This window comes from Actinomadura sp. ATCC 39365, from assembly GCF_054392275.1.
The window spans coordinates 5224836-5243280 of the sequence record NZ_CP184335.1 but is presented as its reverse complement, the minus strand read 5'-3'; the positions used below and the strand labels follow the sequence as shown (position 1 = coordinate 5243280).

At 74.8% G+C, this 18445-nt stretch carries 16 protein-coding genes and 1 riboswitch; of the genes, 10 read left to right on the top strand and 6 right to left on the bottom strand.

Annotated elements, in window-relative coordinates; all coding sequences use genetic code 11:
• Window positions 1-267 precede the first annotated feature (267 nt).
• The 6 genes from ACNF49_RS25770 to ACNF49_RS25745 are packed head-to-tail and all read left to right on the top strand — an operon-like array spanning window position 268 to window position 5853.
• The gene (locus ACNF49_RS25770; protein WP_357981809.1) at window positions 268-459 is read left to right on the top strand and encodes a CbtB domain-containing protein; all 192 of its coding nucleotides are present in this window, start codon (window positions 268-270) and stop codon (window positions 457-459) included.
• Between the two features lie 9 nt (window positions 460-468).
• The gene (locus ACNF49_RS25765; protein WP_482945273.1) at window positions 469-1242 is read left to right on the top strand and encodes a CbtA family protein; all 774 of its coding nucleotides are present in this window, start codon (window positions 469-471) and stop codon (window positions 1240-1242) included.
• Between the two features lie 5 nt (window positions 1243-1247).
• Window positions 1248-1793, top strand: coding sequence for a histidine phosphatase family protein (locus ACNF49_RS25760; RefSeq protein WP_482945272.1), 546 nt, complete (start codon window positions 1248-1250; stop codon window positions 1791-1793).
• Window positions 1794-1796: 3 nt separating this feature from the next.
• A complete protein-coding gene (locus ACNF49_RS25755) occupies window positions 1797-3893 on the top strand; it encodes a VWA domain-containing protein (protein ID WP_482945271.1) in 2097 nt (698 codons plus the stop codon).
• Window positions 3894-3895: 2 nt separating this feature from the next.
• Window positions 3896-4498: a cob(I)yrinic acid a,c-diamide adenosyltransferase gene (cobO, locus tag ACNF49_RS25750; protein WP_482945270.1), complete on the top strand. Its 603-nt coding sequence runs from the start codon at window positions 3896-3898 to the stop codon at window positions 4496-4498.
• Between the two features lie 8 nt (window positions 4499-4506).
• The gene (locus ACNF49_RS25745; RefSeq protein ID WP_482945587.1) at window positions 4507-5853 is read left to right on the top strand and encodes a cobyrinic acid a,c-diamide synthase CobB; all 1347 of its coding nucleotides are present in this window, start codon (window positions 4507-4509) and stop codon (window positions 5851-5853) included.
• On the opposite strand, the gene cobN is transcribed toward ACNF49_RS25745, so the two are convergent.
• Window positions 5808-9440 carry a cobaltochelatase subunit CobN gene (gene cobN, locus ACNF49_RS25740; RefSeq protein WP_482945269.1) on the bottom strand — a complete coding sequence of 1211 codons (3633 nt, stop codon included), beginning with the start codon at window positions 9438-9440 and terminating at the stop codon, window positions 5808-5810. The two genes, ACNF49_RS25745 and cobN, sit on opposite strands and share 46 nt — an antisense overlap.
• A gap of 38 nt (window positions 9441-9478) precedes the next feature.
• Window positions 9479-9660, bottom strand: a riboswitch (cobalamin riboswitch).
• 31 nt (window positions 9661-9691) lie between these two features.
• Between cobN and cobG the strand changes: the two genes are divergently transcribed.
• The 3 genes from cobG to ACNF49_RS25725 are packed head-to-tail and all read left to right on the top strand — an operon-like array spanning window position 9692 to window position 12950.
• Window positions 9692-10849 (top strand): precorrin-3B synthase, encoded by a 1158-nt coding sequence (gene cobG / locus ACNF49_RS25735; protein WP_482945268.1) that lies wholly within the window; start codon window positions 9692-9694, stop codon window positions 10847-10849.
• Window positions 10846-11466: a precorrin-8X methylmutase gene (locus ACNF49_RS25730; protein ID WP_482945267.1), complete on the top strand. Its 621-nt coding sequence runs from the start codon at window positions 10846-10848 to the stop codon at window positions 11464-11466. The genes cobG and ACNF49_RS25730 overlap by 4 nt, the downstream gene beginning before the upstream one ends.
• A 5-nt stretch (window positions 11467-11471) precedes the next feature.
• Window positions 11472-12950 (top strand): precorrin-2 C(20)-methyltransferase, encoded by a 1479-nt coding sequence (locus tag ACNF49_RS25725; protein WP_482945266.1) that lies wholly within the window; start codon window positions 11472-11474, stop codon window positions 12948-12950.
• Here ACNF49_RS25725 and ACNF49_RS25720 read toward each other — a convergent pair.
• From ACNF49_RS25720 to cbiE, 3 genes are read right to left on the bottom strand one after another with little or no spacing between them, the layout of a single operon-like run.
• Window positions 12941-13696 carry a cobalt-precorrin-6A reductase gene (locus tag ACNF49_RS25720; protein ID WP_482945265.1) on the bottom strand — a complete coding sequence of 252 codons (756 nt, stop codon included), beginning with the start codon at window positions 13694-13696 and terminating at the stop codon, window positions 12941-12943. The two genes, ACNF49_RS25725 and ACNF49_RS25720, sit on opposite strands and share 10 nt — an antisense overlap.
• Window positions 13681-14436, bottom strand: coding sequence for a precorrin-4 C(11)-methyltransferase (cobM, locus tag ACNF49_RS25715; RefSeq protein ID WP_357981836.1), 756 nt, complete (start codon window positions 14434-14436; stop codon window positions 13681-13683). The genes ACNF49_RS25720 and cobM overlap by 16 nt, the downstream gene beginning before the upstream one ends.
• 31 nt (window positions 14437-14467) lie before the next feature.
• Window positions 14468-15676, bottom strand: a complete 1209-nt coding sequence (gene cbiE, locus ACNF49_RS25710; protein WP_482945264.1) for a precorrin-6y C5,15-methyltransferase (decarboxylating) subunit CbiE — start codon at window positions 15674-15676, stop codon at window positions 14468-14470.
• 150 nt (window positions 15677-15826) lie between these two features.
• Here cbiE and cobF point away from each other — a divergent pair, with 150 nt between their 5' ends.
• Window positions 15827-16585, top strand: coding sequence for a precorrin-6A synthase (deacetylating) (gene cobF, locus ACNF49_RS25705; protein ID WP_482945263.1), 759 nt, complete (start codon window positions 15827-15829; stop codon window positions 16583-16585).
• A 39-nt stretch (window positions 16586-16624) separates the two neighbouring features.
• On the opposite strand, the gene ACNF49_RS25700 is transcribed toward cobF, so the two are convergent.
• Window positions 16625-17836: a Dyp-type peroxidase gene (locus tag ACNF49_RS25700; RefSeq protein ID WP_482945262.1), complete on the bottom strand. Its 1212-nt coding sequence runs from the start codon at window positions 17834-17836 to the stop codon at window positions 16625-16627.
• Window positions 17836-18348, bottom strand: coding sequence for a copper chaperone PCu(A)C (locus tag ACNF49_RS25695; protein WP_482945261.1), 513 nt, complete (start codon window positions 18346-18348; stop codon window positions 17836-17838). Before ACNF49_RS25695 ends, ACNF49_RS25700 begins: the two co-directional genes overlap by 1 nt.
• Between the last annotated feature and the right edge of the window lie 97 nt (window positions 18349-18445).

Sequence of the window (18445 nt, the reverse complement as noted above, 5' to 3'; positions counted from 1 at the left end):
TGGTCCTGACTGCCTTGGCACGGAGCGGGGTGGCGGTGAACCCGGGACGGGGCGCACCCGGCCGGTGACCCGGGGGCCATCGTTCGCATATTGACGCGAACGTGAGGAAAGGATACGTTCCGGTAGATTTCACGGTTGTCCAAGGGAAATCCGGTGAGATGCCGGTGCGGACGCGCCACTGTATCCGGGACGTAGATCCCGGGAGCCAGGTCGCTTGGCAGCCGTGACCTCGTGACATGGGACGCGTGACCCCTGAGGAGGCTTGACATGAGTGGGTTGTCCACCCCTTCGACGATTCCCTTTCCGCGCCTGCGCCCTTGGCTGCTGCTGGCCGTGCCCGTGCTGCTGCTGGTGGCCTACCTGGTTCTGATGGACAACGGCGCCATCTCCCAGACCGGCACCTTCCTGCACGAGCTGATGCACGACGGGCGCCACCTGCTCGGCGTGCCCTGCCACTGAGGGCCGGGCATGATTCGCACCTTCCTGGCCAGAGGTCTGCTCATCGGACTCCTGGCCGGACTGATCGCGGGCGGCTTCGCCTTCGCCTTCGGTGAACCTCGCGTGGACCACGCGATCGCCCTGGAGGAGGCCGCCGCCCAGGCCGAGGGACCCGAGCACGGCCACGCCGAGACAGCCGAGACAGCCGGGCACAGCCACGGCGAGGAGGCCGCGGTCGGCAGGCCCGTGCAGAAGGCGGGGCTGTTCCTGGCCACCGGGCTCTACGGGCTCGCCGTGGGCGGGGTGTTCGCCCTGGTGTTCGCCGGGCTGCGCGGGCGGGTCGGCCCGCGTTCCGACGGGCGGCTGGCAGTGGCCGCGGCCGGTACGGCGTTCGCCGCGATCATCCTTGTGCCTTTCGTGAAATATCCGGCCAACCCGCCTGCGGTGGGTGATCCGGACACCATCGACAGCCGCACGCTGCTCTACGTGGTGATGGTCCTCGTCGGGCTGGCGGCGACGGCGATCGCGGTGGCGACGGCCCGCCGGGTCGACGGCGACCCGTGGGCGCGCTGGACGGCGGCGGCGGTCGCGTTCCTCGTGCCCGTCGTCGCCGCGTGGTGGTTGCTGCCGGCGGTCGACGAGGTGCCCGAGGGCTTCCCCGCCACGCTGCTGTGGGAGTTCCGGCTCGCCTCGATCGGCACGCAGCTCGTCTTCTGGGCGGCGTTCGGCGTGCTGTTCGGCTGGGCGAGCGACCGGGCGGAGCGACGCGCGGCGGCTCATCCGCTGGTCGCGGCGCCGAGCTGAGCAAGGTGCTGTTCGTCCGGCATGCCACGACACCGGGGATGCGGGCCGGCTGCTTTCCCGCCGATGAGGACGCCGACGCGGCGAGCCTGACCAGGGCCGCCGCGTCACGGCCCGTCGAGGCGTCGGCGGCCTGGGCCGCTCCCGGCAGGGCCGCGCGGCAGACGGCCGCCGCCATGGGGCTGGCGGCACGCGAGACCTCCGCCCTGGCGGAGGCGGACTGCGGCCGGTGGCGGGGCCTGCCGTACGGGCGGGTCGCGCTGGAGGAGCCGGACGCGCTGGCGAGCTGGCTGGCCGACCCGCACGCCGCTCCGCACGGCGGTGAGTCACTGAGCGCGCTCGCCGCCAGGGTGGCCCGCTGGCTCGATTCGGTACGGGACGAGCCGCGAGCCGTCGTGGTCTGCGACGCGGGCGCCATCAGAGCGGCGCTCGGCCATGTCCTGGGGCTGGATCCGCTGCGCGCGGCCCGTTTCGACCTGGCTCCACTGTCCACCACCGAGCTGACCGTCGCGCGGGACGGCTGGCGGGTGGTCCACGTCAACCGGAAGGCCTGAGTCTTGATCGTCACCTATCCGTTCAGCGCCGTCGTCGGGCTCGACGACCTGAAACTGGCGCTGGTGCTGAACGCGGTGTCGCCCCGCGTGGGCGGGGTGCTCGTACGCGGCGAGAAGGGTACGGCGAAGTCCACGATCGTGCGGGCGCTGGCGGCCCAGTTGCCGACGGTGGCCGTGGTGCCCGGCTGCCGGTTCGCCTGCGATCCCGCCGTACCCGATCCGGAGTGTCCGGACGGGCCGCACGAGCCCGGCGGCGAGGGGGCGGAACGGCCGGCCGCCCTGGTGGAGCTGCCGGTGGGCGCGTCGGAGGACCGGCTGGCCGGCTCCCTCGACGTGGAGCGGGCGCTGACGGAGGGGGTGAAGGCGTTCGAGCCGGGGCTGCTGGCGGCCGCCCACCGCGGCGTCCTGTACGTGGACGAGGTGAACCTCCTGCACGACCACCTCGTGGACCTGCTGCTCGACGCGGCCGCGCTGGGCACGTGTTACGTCGAGCGCGAGTCGGTGTCGGTGCGCCACGCCGCCCGCTTCCTGCTGGTGGGCACCATGAACCCGGAGGAGGGCGAGCTGCGTCCGCAACTTCTGGACAGGTTCGGGCTGACGGTCGAGGTCAGGGCGTCGCGCGACCCCGGGGAGCGCGCCGAGGTGGTGCGGCGGCGGCTGGCCTTCGAGGCGGACGCGACGGCGTTCGCGGATCGATGGGCCGGGGAGGAATCGGCGCTGTCGGCCCGGATCGCCGCCACGCGGTCCCGGGTTCCGGGCGTGCGGTTGCCGGACGCCCGGCTGCGGCAGATCGCGACGGTGTGCGCGGCCTTCGAGGTGGACGGCCTGCGTGCCGACCTGGTGACGGCGAACGCGGCGATCGCCCACGCCGCCTGGCAGGGCCGCGACACGGTGACGACCGAGGACGTGCGGGCCGCGGCCCGGCTGTCGCTGCCGCATCGCAGGCGGCGGGATCCGTTCGACGCTCCTGGGCTGGACGAGGCGCTGCTCGATGAGCTGCTGGAACGCACGTCCGGCGACGACGACCCGGACGGCGGTCCCGACGGCGGTCCCGACGCCCCCGGGCCCGGCGGTGCCGGCGGACCTGCGGGAACGCCGCCACCGGGCGACGGCTCCGGACCGGGCACGCGGGACCGGCCGACCGGCGCCGAGCCCCATGCCGATGGCCGGACGGCCGCCGCCGACCCGCCGTCGTCCGCCGCCGGTGCGGACGCGCCACCGGTGGCCGGGGAGCCCGCTCCGGACACGGCGCCGGCCATGGGCGCGGCGGCCTCCCAGGCGGCGGGGCCCCAGGCGGCCTCGCAGGTGGCGGGCGTGGCTGCGCCGTACCGGGTGCCACTGCTGGAGGTGCCGGGGGTCGGCGAGGGAGCGGTGGGACGGCGGTCGCGGTCCCGGACCCGGCGCGGCCGGAGCGCCGGCGCGCGCCGGCCGCACGGCCCCGTACGCGACCTCCATGTGCCCGCGACGCTGCTGGCAGCGGCGCCCCACCAGCGGGAACGCGGCCGCAGGGGCCCCGGGCTGGTGCTGCGCGGCGACGACCTGCGCGAGGTGGTGCGCGAGGGCAGGGAGGGCAACCTCGTGCTCTTCGTGGTGGACGCGAGCGGCTCGATGGCGGCGCGCAAGCGCATGACCGCGGTCAAGACGGCCGTGCTCAGCCTGCTCCTCGACGCCTACCAGCGGCGGGACAAGGTAGGACTGATCACCTTCCGGGGTGCCGGCGCTGAGGTGGCGCTGCCGCCCACCTCGTCGGTGGAGGCGGGCGCGGCCCGGCTGCGCTCCCTGCCCACCGGCGGGCGCACGCCGCTGGCGGCGGGGCTGGTGCGCGCGGCGGAGGTGCTGCGCGTGGAACGGCTGCGCGACCCCGCCAGGCGTCCGCTGCTGGTGCTGGTCACCGACGGACGGGCCACGGCCGGTGGTGAGGTGGACAGGGCCGCCGCGCTGCTGGCCGGCACCGCGTCGGTGGTCGTGGACTGCGAGAGCGGGCCGGTCAGGCTCGGCCTGGCCGTCCGGCTGGCCGCCCGGCTGCGCGCGCGGCTCGTGCCTCTCGACTCTCTGGCCGATCTCGGTTCGGTCGTCCGTGACCACAGGAAGGCGGTCTGAACATGCCTCAGGGAAAACCGGCTGTCGTGCCCGATGACGGCCTGACCACGCGCCAGCGGCGGACTCGTCCGCTGCTGATGGTGCACACCGGACCGGGCAAGGGCAAGTCCACGGCCGCCTTCGGGATGGCGTTGCGGGCCTGGAACCAGGGCTGGCCGGTCGGGGTGTTCCAGTTCGTGAAGTCGGCCAAGTGGCGCATCGGCGAGGAACGGGCGCTCAAGGTGCTCGGCGAGACGGGCGAGGGCGGCCCGGTGGCCTGGCACAAGATGGGCGAGGGCTGGTCGTGGATCCAGCGGCCCGGCAGCGAGGAGGACCACGCGGCCGACGCCCGTGAGGGCTGGGAGCAGATCAAGCGCGACCTGGCGGCGCAGACGTACCGGTTCTATGTGCTGGACGAGTTCACGTACCCGCTGAAGTGGGGGTGGCTGGATCTGGACGACGTGCTGGAGGCGCTGACGAACCGGCCGGGCAGCCAGCACGTCGTGATCACCGGCAGGGACGCGCCCGGACGGCTGATCGAGGTCGCCGACCTGGTGACGGAGATGGGCAAGGTACGCCACCCCATGGATGCCGGACAGAAGGGACAGAAGGGCATCGAGTGGTAGTTCCCCGGCTGGTGATCGCCGCGCCGTCGTCGGGCAGCGGCAAGACGACGGTGGCCACGGGGCTCATGGCGGCGTTGCGGGCGCGCGGGCTGCGGGTCTCGCCGCACAAGGTGGGGCCGGACTACATCGACCCGGGCTATCACGCGCTGGCCGCCGGCCGTCCCGGTCGCAATCTGGATCCGTGGCTCGTCGGGGAGGAGCTCGTCGCCCCGCTGTTCCTGCACGGCGCGGCGGGGTGCGACGTGGCGGTGGTCGAGGGCGTGATGGGCCTGTTCGACGGCAGGGGGGACACCGGCTTCGCCTCGACCGCGCACGTCGCGACGCTGCTGGACGCGCCGGTGGTGCTGGTCGTGGACGCGGCCCGGCAGAGCAGGTCGGTGGCGGCGGTGGTGCACGGGTTCGCCACCTTCGACCCGGACGTGCGGGTGGGCGGGGTGGTGCTCAACCAGGTGGGCTCCGACCGGCACGAGGAGCTGTGCCGGTCGGCGCTGGCGGCGGCGGGCGTGCCGGTGCTGGGGGCGATCCGCCGCGACGACGCCGTGGCCACGCCCTCCCGGCATCTGGGGCTGGTGCCGGCCGCCGAGCGCCGGACCGAGGCGGTCGCCGCCGTGGACCGGCTGGCCGCCTTGGTGGCGCGTTCCTGCGACCTCGACGCGTTGCTGCGGCTGGCACGCTCCGCTCCCCCGCTGGACGGCCCCTCCTGGACGCCGCCGGCGCCCGGCGCGACGGGCGGCCGGCCGGAGACGGCCGGTGGGGCGCGCGGCCGGCCGGTGGTGGCCGTGGCCGGTGGGGCGGCGTTCACCTTCGGCTACGCCGAGCAGGTCGAGCTGCTGCGGGCGGCGGGGGCGGAGGTGGCCGTCTTCGACCCGCTGCGCGACGCGCGGCTGCCGGACGGGACCGGCGCGATCGTGATCGGCGGCGGCTTCCCGGAGGTGTACGCCGCCGAGCTGGCCGCCAACGAGCCCCTGCGGCAGCAGGTCGCCGCCTTCCCCGGCCCGATCGCCGCCGAGTGCGCGGGCCTGCTGTACCTGTGCGACGAGCTGGACGGTCAGCGCATGTGCGGGCGCGTCCCCGGGCGGGCGCGGATGACGTCCCGGCTGACGCTCGGCTACCGGGACGCCGTCGCGCTGCGGCGCTCGCCGCTCACCAGGGCGGGCGAGCGGCTGCGCGGGCACGAGTTCCACCGGACGGCCGTCACGTACGCGGGTGAGCCGCTGTTCCGCTGGGACGGCGGCCACGACGGGTACGGCGACTCCGGCGTGACCGCGTCCTACCTGCATCTTCACTGGGCGGGCGCGCCGCGCCTGGCTCAGCGGCTGGTGTCGTCCTCCAGGTCGCCCTCGGTCTTGAGGTAGACCTCCTGCAGGCCGCGCAGGATCTCCGGGTCGGGGTGCTGCCACATGCCGCGCTCGGCGGCCTCCAGGAGGCGTTCGGCGATGCCGTGCAGCGCCCAGGGGTTCGAGCGGGCCATGAACGCCTGGTTCTCGGGGTCGAGCACGTACGTCTCGGTGAGCTTGTCGTACATCCAGTCGGCGACCACGCCGGTGGTGGCGTCGTAGCCGAACAGGTAGTCGACGGTGGCGGCCAGCTCGAAGGCGCCCTTGTAGCCGTGGCGGCGCATGGCGGCCAGCCAGCGCGGGTTGACCACCCTGGCGCGGAAGATCCGTGAGGTCTCCTCCGACAGGGTGCGGGTGCGCACGGCGTCCGGACGGGTGCTGTCGCCGACGTAGGCGGCCGGGGCCTTGCCGGTGAGCGCGCGCACGGTGGCGATCATGCCGCCGTGGTACTGGAAGTAGTCGTCGGAGTCGGCGATGTCGTGCTCGCGGGTGTCGACGTTCTTGGCGGCGACGGCGATGCGGCGGTAGGCGTCCTCCATCTGGGGACGGGCGGCGACGCCGTCGAGGTCGCGGCCGTAGGCGTAGCCGCCCCACACGGCGTACACCTCGGCCAGGTCGGCGTCGTCGCGCCAGTTGCGGCTGTCGATGAGCGGCAGCAGCCCGGCCCCGTACGCGCCGGGTGCGGAGCCGAAGACGCGCATCGTGGCCAGCCGCTCGTCGCCGCCCGTCGCGGCCACGTGGGCGCGGACGTAATTGTCCCCGGCCGGCTCCGCCAGCGACGCGACCAGCCGTACGGCGTCGTCGAGCATGCCGACCACGTGCGGGAAGGCGTCGCGGAAGAAGCCGCTGATGCGGACCGTCACGTCGATGCGCGGGCGGCCCAGCTCGGCGAGCGGGATCGGCTCCAGGCGGATGACGCGACGCGACGCCTCGTCCCATTCGGGGCGGACGCCGAGCAGGGCCAGCACCTCGGCGACGTCGTCGCCCGCCGTGCGCATGGCGCTGGTCCCCCACACCGACAGCCCGACCGAGCGCGGCCACTCGCCGGTGTCGGCGCGGTAGCGCTCCAGCAGCGACTCCGCCATCGCCTGGCCGGTCTCCCAGGCCAGGCGGCTGGGCACCGCCCGCGGGTCCACGGAGTAGAAGTTGCGGCCGGTCGGCAGCACGTTGACCAGGCCGCGCAGCGGGGAGCCGCTGGGGCCGGCGGGCACGTAGCCGCCGTCCAGGGCGTGCAGGACGTGGTCGAGCTCGTCGGTGGTGCGGGCCAGGCGCGGCACCATCTCGGTGGCGGCGAAGCCCAGCACGCGCGCCACGAGCTCCACCCGTTCCCCGGCCGCGCGGCCCGACGAGGTGGCAGCGACACCGGGCGTCCCGTCCAGCACCGCGCGGGCGACCCCCGGGGCGGCCTCCGGGGCCCAGGCGTGCTCTTCCATGGCCTCGACCAGGGCGCGGGCGGTCGTCTCCGCGCGGTTCACGTCACCCAGCCCCGCCGTCCCGTCCTCGGCCAGGCCGAGCGCCTCACGCAGGCCGGGCAGCGTCTCCCTGCCGCCCCACATCTGCCGGGCGCGCAACATGGCCAGCACCAGGTCCACCCGCACCTGGCCGGTGGGCGCCTGGCCGAGGACGTGCAGGCCGTCGCGGATCTGCGCGTCCTTCACCTCGCACAGCCAGCCGTCCACGTGCAGGATGAGGTCGTCGAACTCGCTGTCGTGCGGCCGGTCGGCCAGCCCGAGGTCGTGGTCCAGCCGGGCGGCCTGGATCAGCGTCCAGATCTGCGCCCGGATCGCGGGCAGCTTGGCGGGGTCCATGGCGGCGATCGTGGCGTGCTCGTCCAGCAGCTGCTCCAGCCGGGCGATGTCGCCGTAGGTGTCGGCGCGGGCCATCGGCGGCACCAGGTGGTCCACCAGCACGGCGTGCGCGCGCCGCTTGGCCTGCGTGCCCTCGCCCGGGTCGTTGACGAGGAAGGGGTAGATCAGCGGCAGGTCGCCGATGGCCGCGTCGGTGCCGCACGCGGCGGACATCCCCGCCGACTTGCCGGGCAGCCACTCCAGATTGCCGTGCTTGCCGACGTGCACCATCGCGTGCGCGCCGAACTCGGCCGACAGCCAGCGGTAGGCGGCCAGGTAGTGGTGGCTGGGCGGCAGGTCGGGGTCGTGGTAGATGGCGATCGGGTTCTCCCCGAAGCCGCGCGGCGGCTGCACCATCACCACGAGGTTCCCGGCCCGCAGCGCGGCCAGCACGATGTCGCCCTCGTGCACGAACAACTCTCCGGGCGGCGGCCCCCAGTGGCGCTCCATCCCCTCGCGCAGGGCCGCGGGCAGCGTCCGGTACCACCGCTCGTAGGAGGCGGCGGAGATGCGGACCGGGTTGCCCGCCAGGTGCTCCTCGGTCAGCCAGTCCTGGTCCTGGCCGCCGGCGGCGATCAGCGCGTGGATGAGCGCGTCGCCGTCCTGGTCGGCCACGCCGGGGAAGCCGTCGCCCAGGTCGTAACCCGCCTCGGCGAGGCGGGCCAGCAGCCGGACGGTGCTCGCGGGGGTGTCCAGCCCGACCGCGTTGCCGACGCGGGAGTGCTTGGTCGGGTACGCCGACAACATCACCACCAGCCGCCGTTCGGCGGGAGGGGTGTGCCGCAGCAGGCCGTGGCGCACCGCGATGCCCGCCACCCGGGCGGCCCGCTCGGGATCGGCGACGTAGACGGTCAGCCCGTCGGGGTCGATCTCCTTGAACGAGAACGGCACCGTGATGATCCGCCCGTCGAACTCCGGGATCGCCACCTGGGAGGCGGCGTCCAGCGGCGACAGCCCGTCGTCGTTCTCCTCCCATGCCTGCCGGGTGGTGGTCAGGCAGAGTCCCTGCAGGATCGGCACGTCGAGCTCGGCCAGCGCGCCGACGTCCCATGCCTCGTCGTCGCCGCCCGCTCCGGCGGTGGCCGGACGGGAGCCACCTGCCGCCAGCACCGTGACGACCAGCGCGTCCGCCGCGCGCAGCGTGTCCAGCAGCTCCGGCTCGGCCGCGCGCAGGGACGAGCAGAAGACCGGCAGCGCCTGCCCGCCCGCGTCCTCGACGGCGTCGCACAACGCCTCGACGAAGGCGGTGTTGCCGGCCATGTGGTGGGCCCGGTAGTAGAGCACCCCCACCACGGGACCGCCGGCGGTCCTGGCAGGGCGGTCCAGCCTTCCCCAGGTGGGGGCCGGGGCGGGCGGCTCGAACCCGTGCCCGGTCAGCAGGACGGTGTCGGACAGGAACGCGTGCAGCTGGGCCAGGTTGGCCGGGCCGCCATAGGCCAGGTAGGCGTGCGCCTCGGCGCACACCCCGCCGCTGACCGTGGACAGCTCCATCAGCTCGGCGTCGGGAGCCTGCTCCCCGCCCAGCACCACCACCGGGCGCGGCCCGGCCAGCAGCGCGTCGAGCCCTTCGGCCCAGGCCCGCCGCCCGCCCAGCAGGCGCACCACGACGAGGTCGGTCCCCTCCGTCAGGCCGGGGACGTCCTCGGCGGTCAGCCGGGCGGGATTGCCCAGACGGTAGCCCGCGCCGCAGGCGCGAGCGCTCAGCAGGTCGGTGTCGGAGGTGGAGAGCAGCAGAACGGTACGGCTGTCGCCAGGCACGGCGCATTCCTCCCTCGGGGTCCTCGCCCCGGTCGCGGGTGACACGACGGCAGGAGTCTCCTGGCTCCCGGATCGACGCTCACCCCGGCCTTCCCGCCCGTCTCCGGGCAGTGGCCTCGTGGTGGGGTTCGCTCCCCGGTCACAGTGGCGGGACCGCGCCGGTTTCGCACCGGCTTCCTCCCATTGCCATCGCCTACGCCGAAGCTTACGACAGGAGCGCCCCGTCCCAGAAGTGGCGTTACGATCCCTTCGTGCCCGTAGGTGAATCTTCTGGACGTACGCGTCCCGATGCCTGTCCGGGGGCGCTCCAGGTGCACGAGGCCGCCGACGGCCCGCTCGCCCGTGTGCGCCTGCCCGGCGGCGCGGTGTCGGCCGCGCGGCTCCGCGTGCTCGCCGGGTGCGCGGCCGAGCTGGGAACGGGTGTGATCGAGCTGACGTCGCGGGCGAACGTCCAGGTGCGGGGGCTGCGCTCGCCCGAGGTCTTCGCCGGGCGGATCGCGGCGGCCGGGCTGCTGCCGTCGCCCGCGCACGAGCGGGTGCGCAACATCCTGGCCTCGCCGCTGAGCGGGCGCGGGCCGGACGGGCTGCTGGACGTGCTGGCGATGGCGGACGCCCTGGACCGGGCGCTGTGCGCGCGGCCCCGGCTGGCCGCCCTGCCGGGGCGCTTCCTGTTCGCCCTGGACGACGGCACGCGGGACGTCGCCGGGCTCGGCGCGGACGTCACCTACGTGGCGACCGGGCGGCTGCTGCTCGCCGGCGCCGACACCGGGCTGACCGTCGCCCCGGACGCGGCCGTCCCGCTCATGATCGACGCCGCCGAGGCGTTCCTGGACGAGCTGTCCCCCGACGGCCCGCGCGCCTGGCGCATCCGCGAGCTGCCGGACGGCCCCGTCAGGATCGCCGCCCGCCTGCGCGACGGCCAACCAGGCCGGACGGACGCACCGCCCGCCCCGGCCGCCGCGCGCCGCCCGTCCGCGGGCAGGATCGCGCAGCGGGACGGCCGCGTGGCGATCGAGGCCCTCGTGCCGCTCGGCCGTCTGACGTCCGCCCAGGCCGGAGCCCTCGCGGACATCGGGCGGCCGGTGCGCCTGACACCCTGGCGGACCGTCGTCCTGCCGGACCTCTCCCCCGGCGAGGCGGACCGGGTCGAGCGGGCGCTGGCCGCCATCGGGCTCGACACCGACCCGGACTCCCCCTGGGCCGGGGTCACCGCCTGCACCGGCCGTCCCGGCTGCGCGAAGGCGCTCGCCGACGTGCGGGCGGATGCCCGGCTATGGGTGCGCGGCCTCGGCCGCGCGCCCGCCACGCCCGTCCATTGGGCCGGTTGCGAGCGGCGCTGCGGCCTGCCTCGCGGCCCGGTCCGCCAGATGATCGCGACGATCAAGGGATACGAGGAACGCCAGGAGTGAGCGACTACATCCGCGACGGTGCCGAGATCTACCGGCGCTCGTTCGCGACCATCCGCGCCGAGAGCGACCTCACGGGCCTGCCGCCCGAGGTCGCCCAGGTGGCGGTGCGCATGATCCACGCGTGCGGCATGACCGACCTCGTGACCGACCTGGCCTGGTCCCCGCGGGTGGTCGCGCGGGCCAGGGAGGCGCTGCGCGGCGGCGCGCCGGTGTTGTGCGACGCCATGATGGTCGCCTCCGGCGTGACCCGGCGCAGGCTGCCGGCGGGCAACGAGGTGCTGTGCACGCTGGGCGATCCGCGCGTGCCCGAGCTGGCCGAACGCCTCGGCACCACCCGCAGCGCCGCGGCCCTGGAGCTGTGGCGCGACCGCCTGGAGGGCGCGGTGGTGGCGATCGGCAACGCGCCGACCGCCCTGTTCCGGCTGCTGGAGCTGGTGGCCGAGGGCGCGGGACGCCCCGCGGCCGTGCTCGGCATCCCGGTCGGCTTCATCGGCGCGGCCGAGTCCAAGCAGGCGCTGGCCGACAGCGACCTGGAGTACCTGGTGGTGCACGGCCGCCGCGGCGGCAGTGCGATGACGGCGGCCGCGATCAACGCCATCGCGAACGAGACGGAGTGAGGACGATGACAGGACGCCTGTACGGGGTCGGCCTCGGTCCCGGCGACCCCGAGCTGGTCACGGTCAGGACGGCCCGGCTGATCGGCGAGGCGGACGTGATCGCGTACCACGCCGCCCGGCACGGCCGCAGCATCGCCCGTTCGATCGCGCTGCCGTACATGCGCGAAGGCCAGATCGAGGAGCTGCTGCTCTACCCGCTGACCACGGAGACCACCGACCACCCCGGCGGCTACCAGGGGGCGCTCGACGACTTCTACGCCGACTGCGCCGAACGCCTGGCCGCCCACCTGGACGCGGGCCGCACCGTGGTCGTGCTGGCCGAGGGCGACCCGCTGTTCTACGGCTCCTACATGCACATGCACAAGCGGCTCGCCCACCGCTACCCGACCGAGGTGGTGCCCGGCGTGACCTCGGTCAGCGCCGCCGCCGCCGTGCTGGGACGGCCGCTGGTCGAGCGGGACGAGGTGCTGACCGTGCTGCCCGGCACGCTGCCCGCGCAGGTGCTGGCCGAGCGGCTGCGCGACACCGACTCGGCCGCCGTGCTCAAGCTGGGCCGCACCTTCGGGAAGGTCCGCGACGCGCTGGCCGAGGCGGGCCGCCTCGACGACGCCTGGTACGTCGAGCGTGCCACCATGGGCGCCGAGCGGGTCGCCCCGCTCAAGGACGTGGACCCGGACGGCGTCCCGTACTTCTCGCTGGCCCTGCTCGCCAGTCCGGCCGAGCGCACCTTCGTCCCCGAGCGCCCGATGGACGAGGGGCGGGGCGAGGTGGCCGTGGTCGGCCTGGGCCCGGCGGGGCGGCCGTGGCTGACGCCGGAGGCGCAGGAGGCGCTGGCCGCTGCCACCGACCTCGTCGGCTACGGCCCGTACGTGGACCGGGTGGCCCCGAACCCGCGCCAGCGCCGCCACCGCACCGACAACCGGGTGGAGGCCGAACGCGCCAGGCACGCCCTTGAGCTGGCCCGGGACGGGGCCCGCGTGGCGGTCGTGTCGTCCGGCGACCCGGGCGTGTTCGCCATGGCCAGCGCCGTGCTCGAAGCCGCCGCCGACTTCCCGGACGTGCCGGTGCGGGTCGTGCCGGGACTGACCGCCGCCCAGGCGGTGGCGGCCAGGGCGGGCGCGCCGCTCGGTCATGACTACTGCGTGCTGTCGCTGTCCGACCTGCTCAAGCCGTGGGAGGTGGTGGCCGAGCGGCTGTCCGCCGCCGCGCGGGCCGACCTGGTGCTGGCGATCTACAACCCGGCCTCGCGGAGCCGTACGTGGCAGGTCGCCGCCGCCCGGGACCTGCTGCTGGAGCACCGCGCGCCGGACACCCCCGTGGTGATCGGCCGCGACGTCGGCGGCCCGCAGGAGAGCGTCACGGTCACCACGCTCGGCGAGCTGGACCCCGGCCAGGTGGACATGCGCTGCCTGCTGATCATCGGCTCGTCCACGACCCGGGCCACCGAAGGCGGCGTCGTCTACACCCCGCGCCGCTACCCCTGAACCCAGGCCACCGCCGCCGCCACGCTGTCCGTCGCCCGGACGCCCGCCGGCAGCGGCGGCCGGTCCACCATGATCACTGGCAGGCCGAGCTCACGCGCCGCGTCGAGCTTGGCCGTGGTCATGCTCCCGCCGCTGTCCTTGGTCACCAGCACGTCCAGACGGTGCTCCAGGATCAGGGCGCGCTCGCCCTCGACGGTGTACGGTCCACGGTCGAGCAGGACGTGCACGTTCGCCGGCACGGGCCCCTCCGGCGGGTCAACCGACCTGGCCAGCAGCCACACGCCGGGCAGCGGCGCGAACACCGGCAGGCTCCGGCGCCCGGTCGTGAGGAAGATCCGGCTCTCCCGGCCGGCCGCTCCCCACCGGGCCGTGGTCAGCAGCCCGGCCGCCGCCGAGAGGGAGCCGACCCGCAGCCACGCGTCGCCCGGCCCCTCCCGCCACCCCGGACGCCGCAGCACCAGCAGCGGCACCCCGGTCGCCGACGAGGCCGCGACCCCCGAGGCGGTCATCCGCTCCGCGAACGGATGCGTGGCGTCGACCAGCACGTCGATGCGTTCCTTCAGCAGCCAGGCGGCCAGGCCCGCCGGCCCGCCGAACCCGCCTTCCCGCACCTCGCCCACGGGAAGCCGCGGGTTGTTCACCCGCCCCGCCAGCGAGGACACCACGTGCAGCCCGGGATCGGCGGCCAGCTCGGCGGCAAGGGCACGCGCCTCGGCCGTGCCGCCCAGGATCAGGACCCGTCGCACGCCCTGTCCCTGGCATCGCTGTAGAGATGGCTGTCGGGGAACTGCGTCGCCGACAGCACCCGGCCCACGACGATCACGGCCGTCCGCCGGATCCCGGCCTGGCGGACCTGCCCGGCGATGTCGGCCAGCGTCCCGCGCAGGATCACCTCGTCGGCCCGGCTCGCCCGCGCCACCACGGCCACCGGGCAGTCCGGGCCGTAGGAGGGCAGCAGCTCGGCGACCACCGCGTCGATCCGCTGCACGGCCAGGTGCAGCACCATCGTGGCCCGGCTCGCGCCGAGCGTCCCGAGGTCCTCGCCGTCCGGCATGGGGGTGGCGCGGGCGGAGGTGCGCGTCAGGATGACCGTCTGGCCGACGCCGGGCACGGTCAGCTCCCGGCCCAGCGCGGCCGCCGCCGCCGCGAACGCCGGAACCCCCGGCACCACCTCGTACGGCACGCCGAGGGCGTCCAGCCTGCGCATCTGCTCGGCCACGGCGCTGAACACCGACGGGTCGCCCGAGTGCAGCCGCGTCACGTCGAGACCGTCGCGGTGCGCGGCGACCAGCTCGGCGACGATCTCGTCGAGCGTCAGGTCCGCCGTGTTCACCAGCCTGACCCCCAGCGGGCAGGCGTCGAGCAGCTCGCGCGGCACCAGCGACCCGGCGTACAGGCAGACCGGCGAGGTCTGCAGCCGCCGCAGGCCGCGCAGCGTGATCAGGTCGGCGGCGCCGGGACCGGCTCCGACGAAGTACACGGTCACGGCCGGTCCTCTCCCGTCATCGACCACCCGGTCACGGCTGGTCCTTCCTCGTGATCGACCACACGGTCACCGGCATCGCCGCCCGCCAGCCGGTGAACCCGCCGACCGGCGACGCCCGCTGGACGCCCAGGCGCACCAGGTCGCCGCCGAGCCTGCCGTACCAGTGGGCGAGGACGGCCTCGGACTCCAGGGTCACGGCGTTCACCACCAGCCGGCCGCCGGGGCGCAGCGCCGACCAGCAGCGTTCCAGCAGGCCGGGGGCGGTCGCGCCGCCGCCGACGAACACCGCGTCCGGCTCGGGCAGCCCGTCCAGCGCCCCGGGGGCCCTGCCCTCGACCACGCGCATCGACGGCACGCCGAGCCGCTCGGCGTTGCGCCGGACGGCGGCGGCCCGGTCGGTCCTGCTCTCGATCGCCACGGCCGCGCACGACGGGTGGCTGCGCATCCACTCGACGGCGATGCTGCCCGCCCCCGCGCCGACGTCCCACAGCAGCTCGCCGGGCATCGGGGCCAGGCGGGACAGGCTGACGGCGCGGACCTCCCGCTTGGTGAGCTGCCCGTCGTGCTCGTACCCGCCGTCGGGCAGCCCCGGCACCCTGGCCAGGGGCTCGGCGTCCTGGGCGAGGACGCACTCGACGGCGATCACGTGGAGCGGGGACGTCTGGCCCTCCGTCCAGCTCTCCGCCGTACCCCGCCGCTCGGACTCCCGCGGGCCGCCCAGGTCCGACAGCACCGTCATCGGGCTCGGGCCGTACCCGTGCCGGACGAGCAAACCGGCGACCACCGACGGCGAGTCAGGCCCCGCGCCGAGCACGACGACCCGGCGGCCCGGCTGGAGCGCGGCGGCCGACGCCGCGGGCGGGCGGCCCACCAGGCTGACGACGTCGACCTGCTCGACCGGCCAGCCCAGCCGGGCGCAGGCCAGCGACAACGACGACACGTGCGGCAGCACCAGGACGCGCTCGGCGCCCAGCAGCCGGACCAGCGTCGAACCGATGCCGTAGAACATCGGATCGCCGCTGGCCAGCACGCACACCTCGCGGCCCGCGTACCGGTCCATGAGCGCGGGCAGAGCGGGCAGCAGCGGCGACGGCCACGGCACGCGCGCGGCGGCCGTCGCGGGCACGAGGTCGAGCTGCCGCACGCTGCCCATGAGCACGTCGGCGGCCTCCACCGCCCGGCGCGAGCCCGGGGCCAGCCCGTCCCAGCCGTCGGCACCGATCCCGACGACCGTGATCACGCGTTACCCCGTGTCAGCCGGGTCTCCTCGGCGACCCGCTCCTGCCGGAAAGCGGCGAAGGCGTCGCCCCGCTCGGCCAGCTTCACGATCCTCCTCTATGGCGAAGTGCGAGGGATATCGTATATCTGCCTATCTGGCAGACTTTGGCGGGTGAAACGGCTTCTCGTCATCGGGATCGGCGCCGGCGATCCCGACCATCTCACCCTGCAGGCGGTCAAGGCCATCGCCGCCACGGACGTCTTCTTCATCGTCGACAAGGGCGAGACCAAGCACGAGCTGGTCCAACTCCGCCTCGACCTGATCGCCCAGCACGGCCGCGAGCCGTACCGGATCGCCGAGGCCCGCGACCCGGAACGCGACCGCACCGCTCCCGCCTACACCGCCGCCGTCGAGGACTGGCGCTCGCGCCGCTCGCTCGCCTGCGAAGAGCTCATCCGCGACGAACTGGGCGCCGGCGAGACCGGCGCGTTCCTGGTGTGGGGCGACCCGGCCGTCTACGACAGCACGCTCGCCATCCTCGACGAGATCCAGCGACGCGGGAGCGTCACCTTCGACGTCGAGGTCGTCCCCGGCATCAGCAGCGTGGCCGCCCTCACCGCCCGCCACCGCATCGGCCTGACCCAGGTCGGCCGGCCCACGCACCTCACCACCGGCCGCCGCCTGGCGGAGCGGGGCCCCACCGCCGACGACGTGGTGGTCATGCTCGACGCCCACTCCTCCTTCACCGGTCTCGACGACTTCCACATCTACTGGGGCGCCTACCTCGGGACGCCGGACGAGATCCTGGTGTCGGGACCGGTGTCCGAGGTCGGTGAGCGCATCCGGCGGCTGCGCGCGGAGGCCCGTGACCGCAAGGGCTGGATCATGGACACGTACCTGCTGCGCCGCCTGTCACCGGAGGACCGCTGACCTGACACCCAGGTCGCACCAGGTCAGCGGTCCCTCGCGTCATGCCAGCAGACCCTGCCCGATCCAGCCGCCGGGCAGGCAGCCCGGCGGGATGGCGAACACGGCCGATCCGATCGGCGTGGTCCACTCGTTGAGCAGGTCGGCCTCGGCCAGCCGGCGCTGCATGGGCAGGAACTGGGCGCCGACATCGGCCTGGTAGGAGGCGAAGAGCAGGCCGCTGTCGGAGTGCCCGGCCGCGGTGAGCCCTTCGTCGTAGTTGTAGGGGCGGCGGAAGATGCCCTTGGCCGGGTCGGCGCTGTGCGCCCGCCTGATGTGGGCGTACTCGGAGATGACCGGGAACCCCACGGGCGTGAGCTTGGCGAAGTCGGGCGGATCGTGCTCGGCGGTTCCGGTCAGCGGGGCGCCGGTGTCCAGGCGGCGTCCGACCGTGAACTCCTTGGCGACCCGGTCGGCGGCGTCCCAGGTCTCCAGTTCGGTCCGGATCCGCCGCAGCACCAGCGTGGTGCCTCCGTGCAGCCAGGCGGGCGCGTCCGCACCCGCCCACACCACCCGGTCGAAGACAGGGCTCCCGGGGACGGCGTTGGCGGTCCCGTCGAGCTGCCCCATGATGTTGTGCTGGGTCAGCCCGGACGCCTGCACTCCGGCGGCCCGCCGGAACCCGCGCTGAACCCATCGGACGCGGGTGAAGGCGCGGGCGTCCTTGATGATCATGCGGAGGGCGTGCGCCACCGTCAGCGGGTCGTCGGCGCAGATCTGCACCAGCACGTCGCCGCCGTTCCAGCGGGGCTGCAGCTTGTCGATGGAGAAGCGGGGCAGCGCCTTCAGCGAGGACGGGCGCGCGTCCGCCAGGCCCACCGCGTCGAACAGACCGGGCCCGAACCCGAAGGTGACGGTCAACCGGGCGGGCAGCACCGCTAGCTCCGGTTCGGTGTCGGCCAGGGCGGGACCGCCCGCGCTCAGGCGGCGGGCGTCGTCGGTCAGCAGCCGCATCATCCGGGCCACCGCCTCACGGCCGACGCCGTCGCGCAGGTCCAGGCCGACGAAGACGGCGTGGGCCTGCGGGATGGTGGCGATCCCGGCCTGGTGCGGGCCGTGGAAGGGCTCCACCGCCGAGCCCGGCGGAGCGGCCTGAGCCGCGGCCGGGCCCGTCGAAGCGGCCTGTGCCGCGAGCGCGCCGGCCGCGGCGGCCGCGGTCGAGGCCAGCAGGCCCCGCCGGGTCAGGCGTGACCTGCTGCCGATGTGCGCGTCCATCAGTGCTTGCCCTCGCCGGGCTGGTAGTTCTCCTTGCCACCGGCGAAGTCCTTGCCGATCGCGGTGAACTCGACGGTGGAACCGTCGGCGAGGGTCAGGGTGAAGGGCACCTCGGCTCCTGGCTCCACCTTCCCGGTGACACCCATCAGCATGATGTGATCGCCACCGGGCGCCAGCTGGTGAGAACCGCGAGCAGGAACCACAAATCCGCCCTTCTTGGGGCGCATCACCATCTTGCCCCCGGAGTCCACCACTTCGTGCAGTTCGACCATCGGAGACAGCGGCGAGGTGCCGGAGACGACCGTCAGCTCCGCGTCGGTGTTGTTGACCAGGGTGCCGAAGGCAGCGGTCATCCCCTTCCCGCCGGTCTTGATCCAGGGGTCGGTGATGGTCAGAGCGGGCGAAGGGGTGGCGGTGGCAGTGGCGGCTTCAGTGGCGGCGGCCGCCGGTGACGCCGACGCGGTCGTCGAGGTCGTGCCCGGGCCGCCGCAACCGGACACGAGCACGGCCACGGCCAGCGCCGCGGCGGGAAGAAGCGGGGAACGCGAACGGAGAGAGTGCATGGTGGGCCTTTCCAGGCAGGCCTCGGCGCACGGTGGGGTTTCCCAC

Excerpts from the sequence above, each read along its gene's own strand:
- ACNF49_RS25770 (WP_357981809.1), top strand. The coding sequence starts at position 268 with ATGAGTGGGTTGTCCACCCCTTCGACGATTCCCTTTCCGCGCCTGCGC.
- ACNF49_RS25765 (WP_482945273.1), top strand. The coding sequence starts at position 469 with ATGATTCGCACCTTCCTGGCCAGAGGTCTGCTCATCGGACTCCTGGCC.
- cobO (WP_482945270.1), top strand. The coding sequence starts at position 3,896 with ATGCCTCAGGGAAAACCGGCTGTCGTGCCCGATGACGGCCTGACCACG.
- ACNF49_RS25725 (WP_482945266.1), top strand. The coding sequence starts at position 11,472 with ATGACAGGACGCCTGTACGGGGTCGGCCTCGGTCCCGGCGACCCCGAG.
- ACNF49_RS25700 (WP_482945262.1), bottom strand. The coding sequence starts at position 17,836 with ATGGACGCGCACATCGGCAGCAGGTCACGCCTGACCCGGCGGGGCCTG.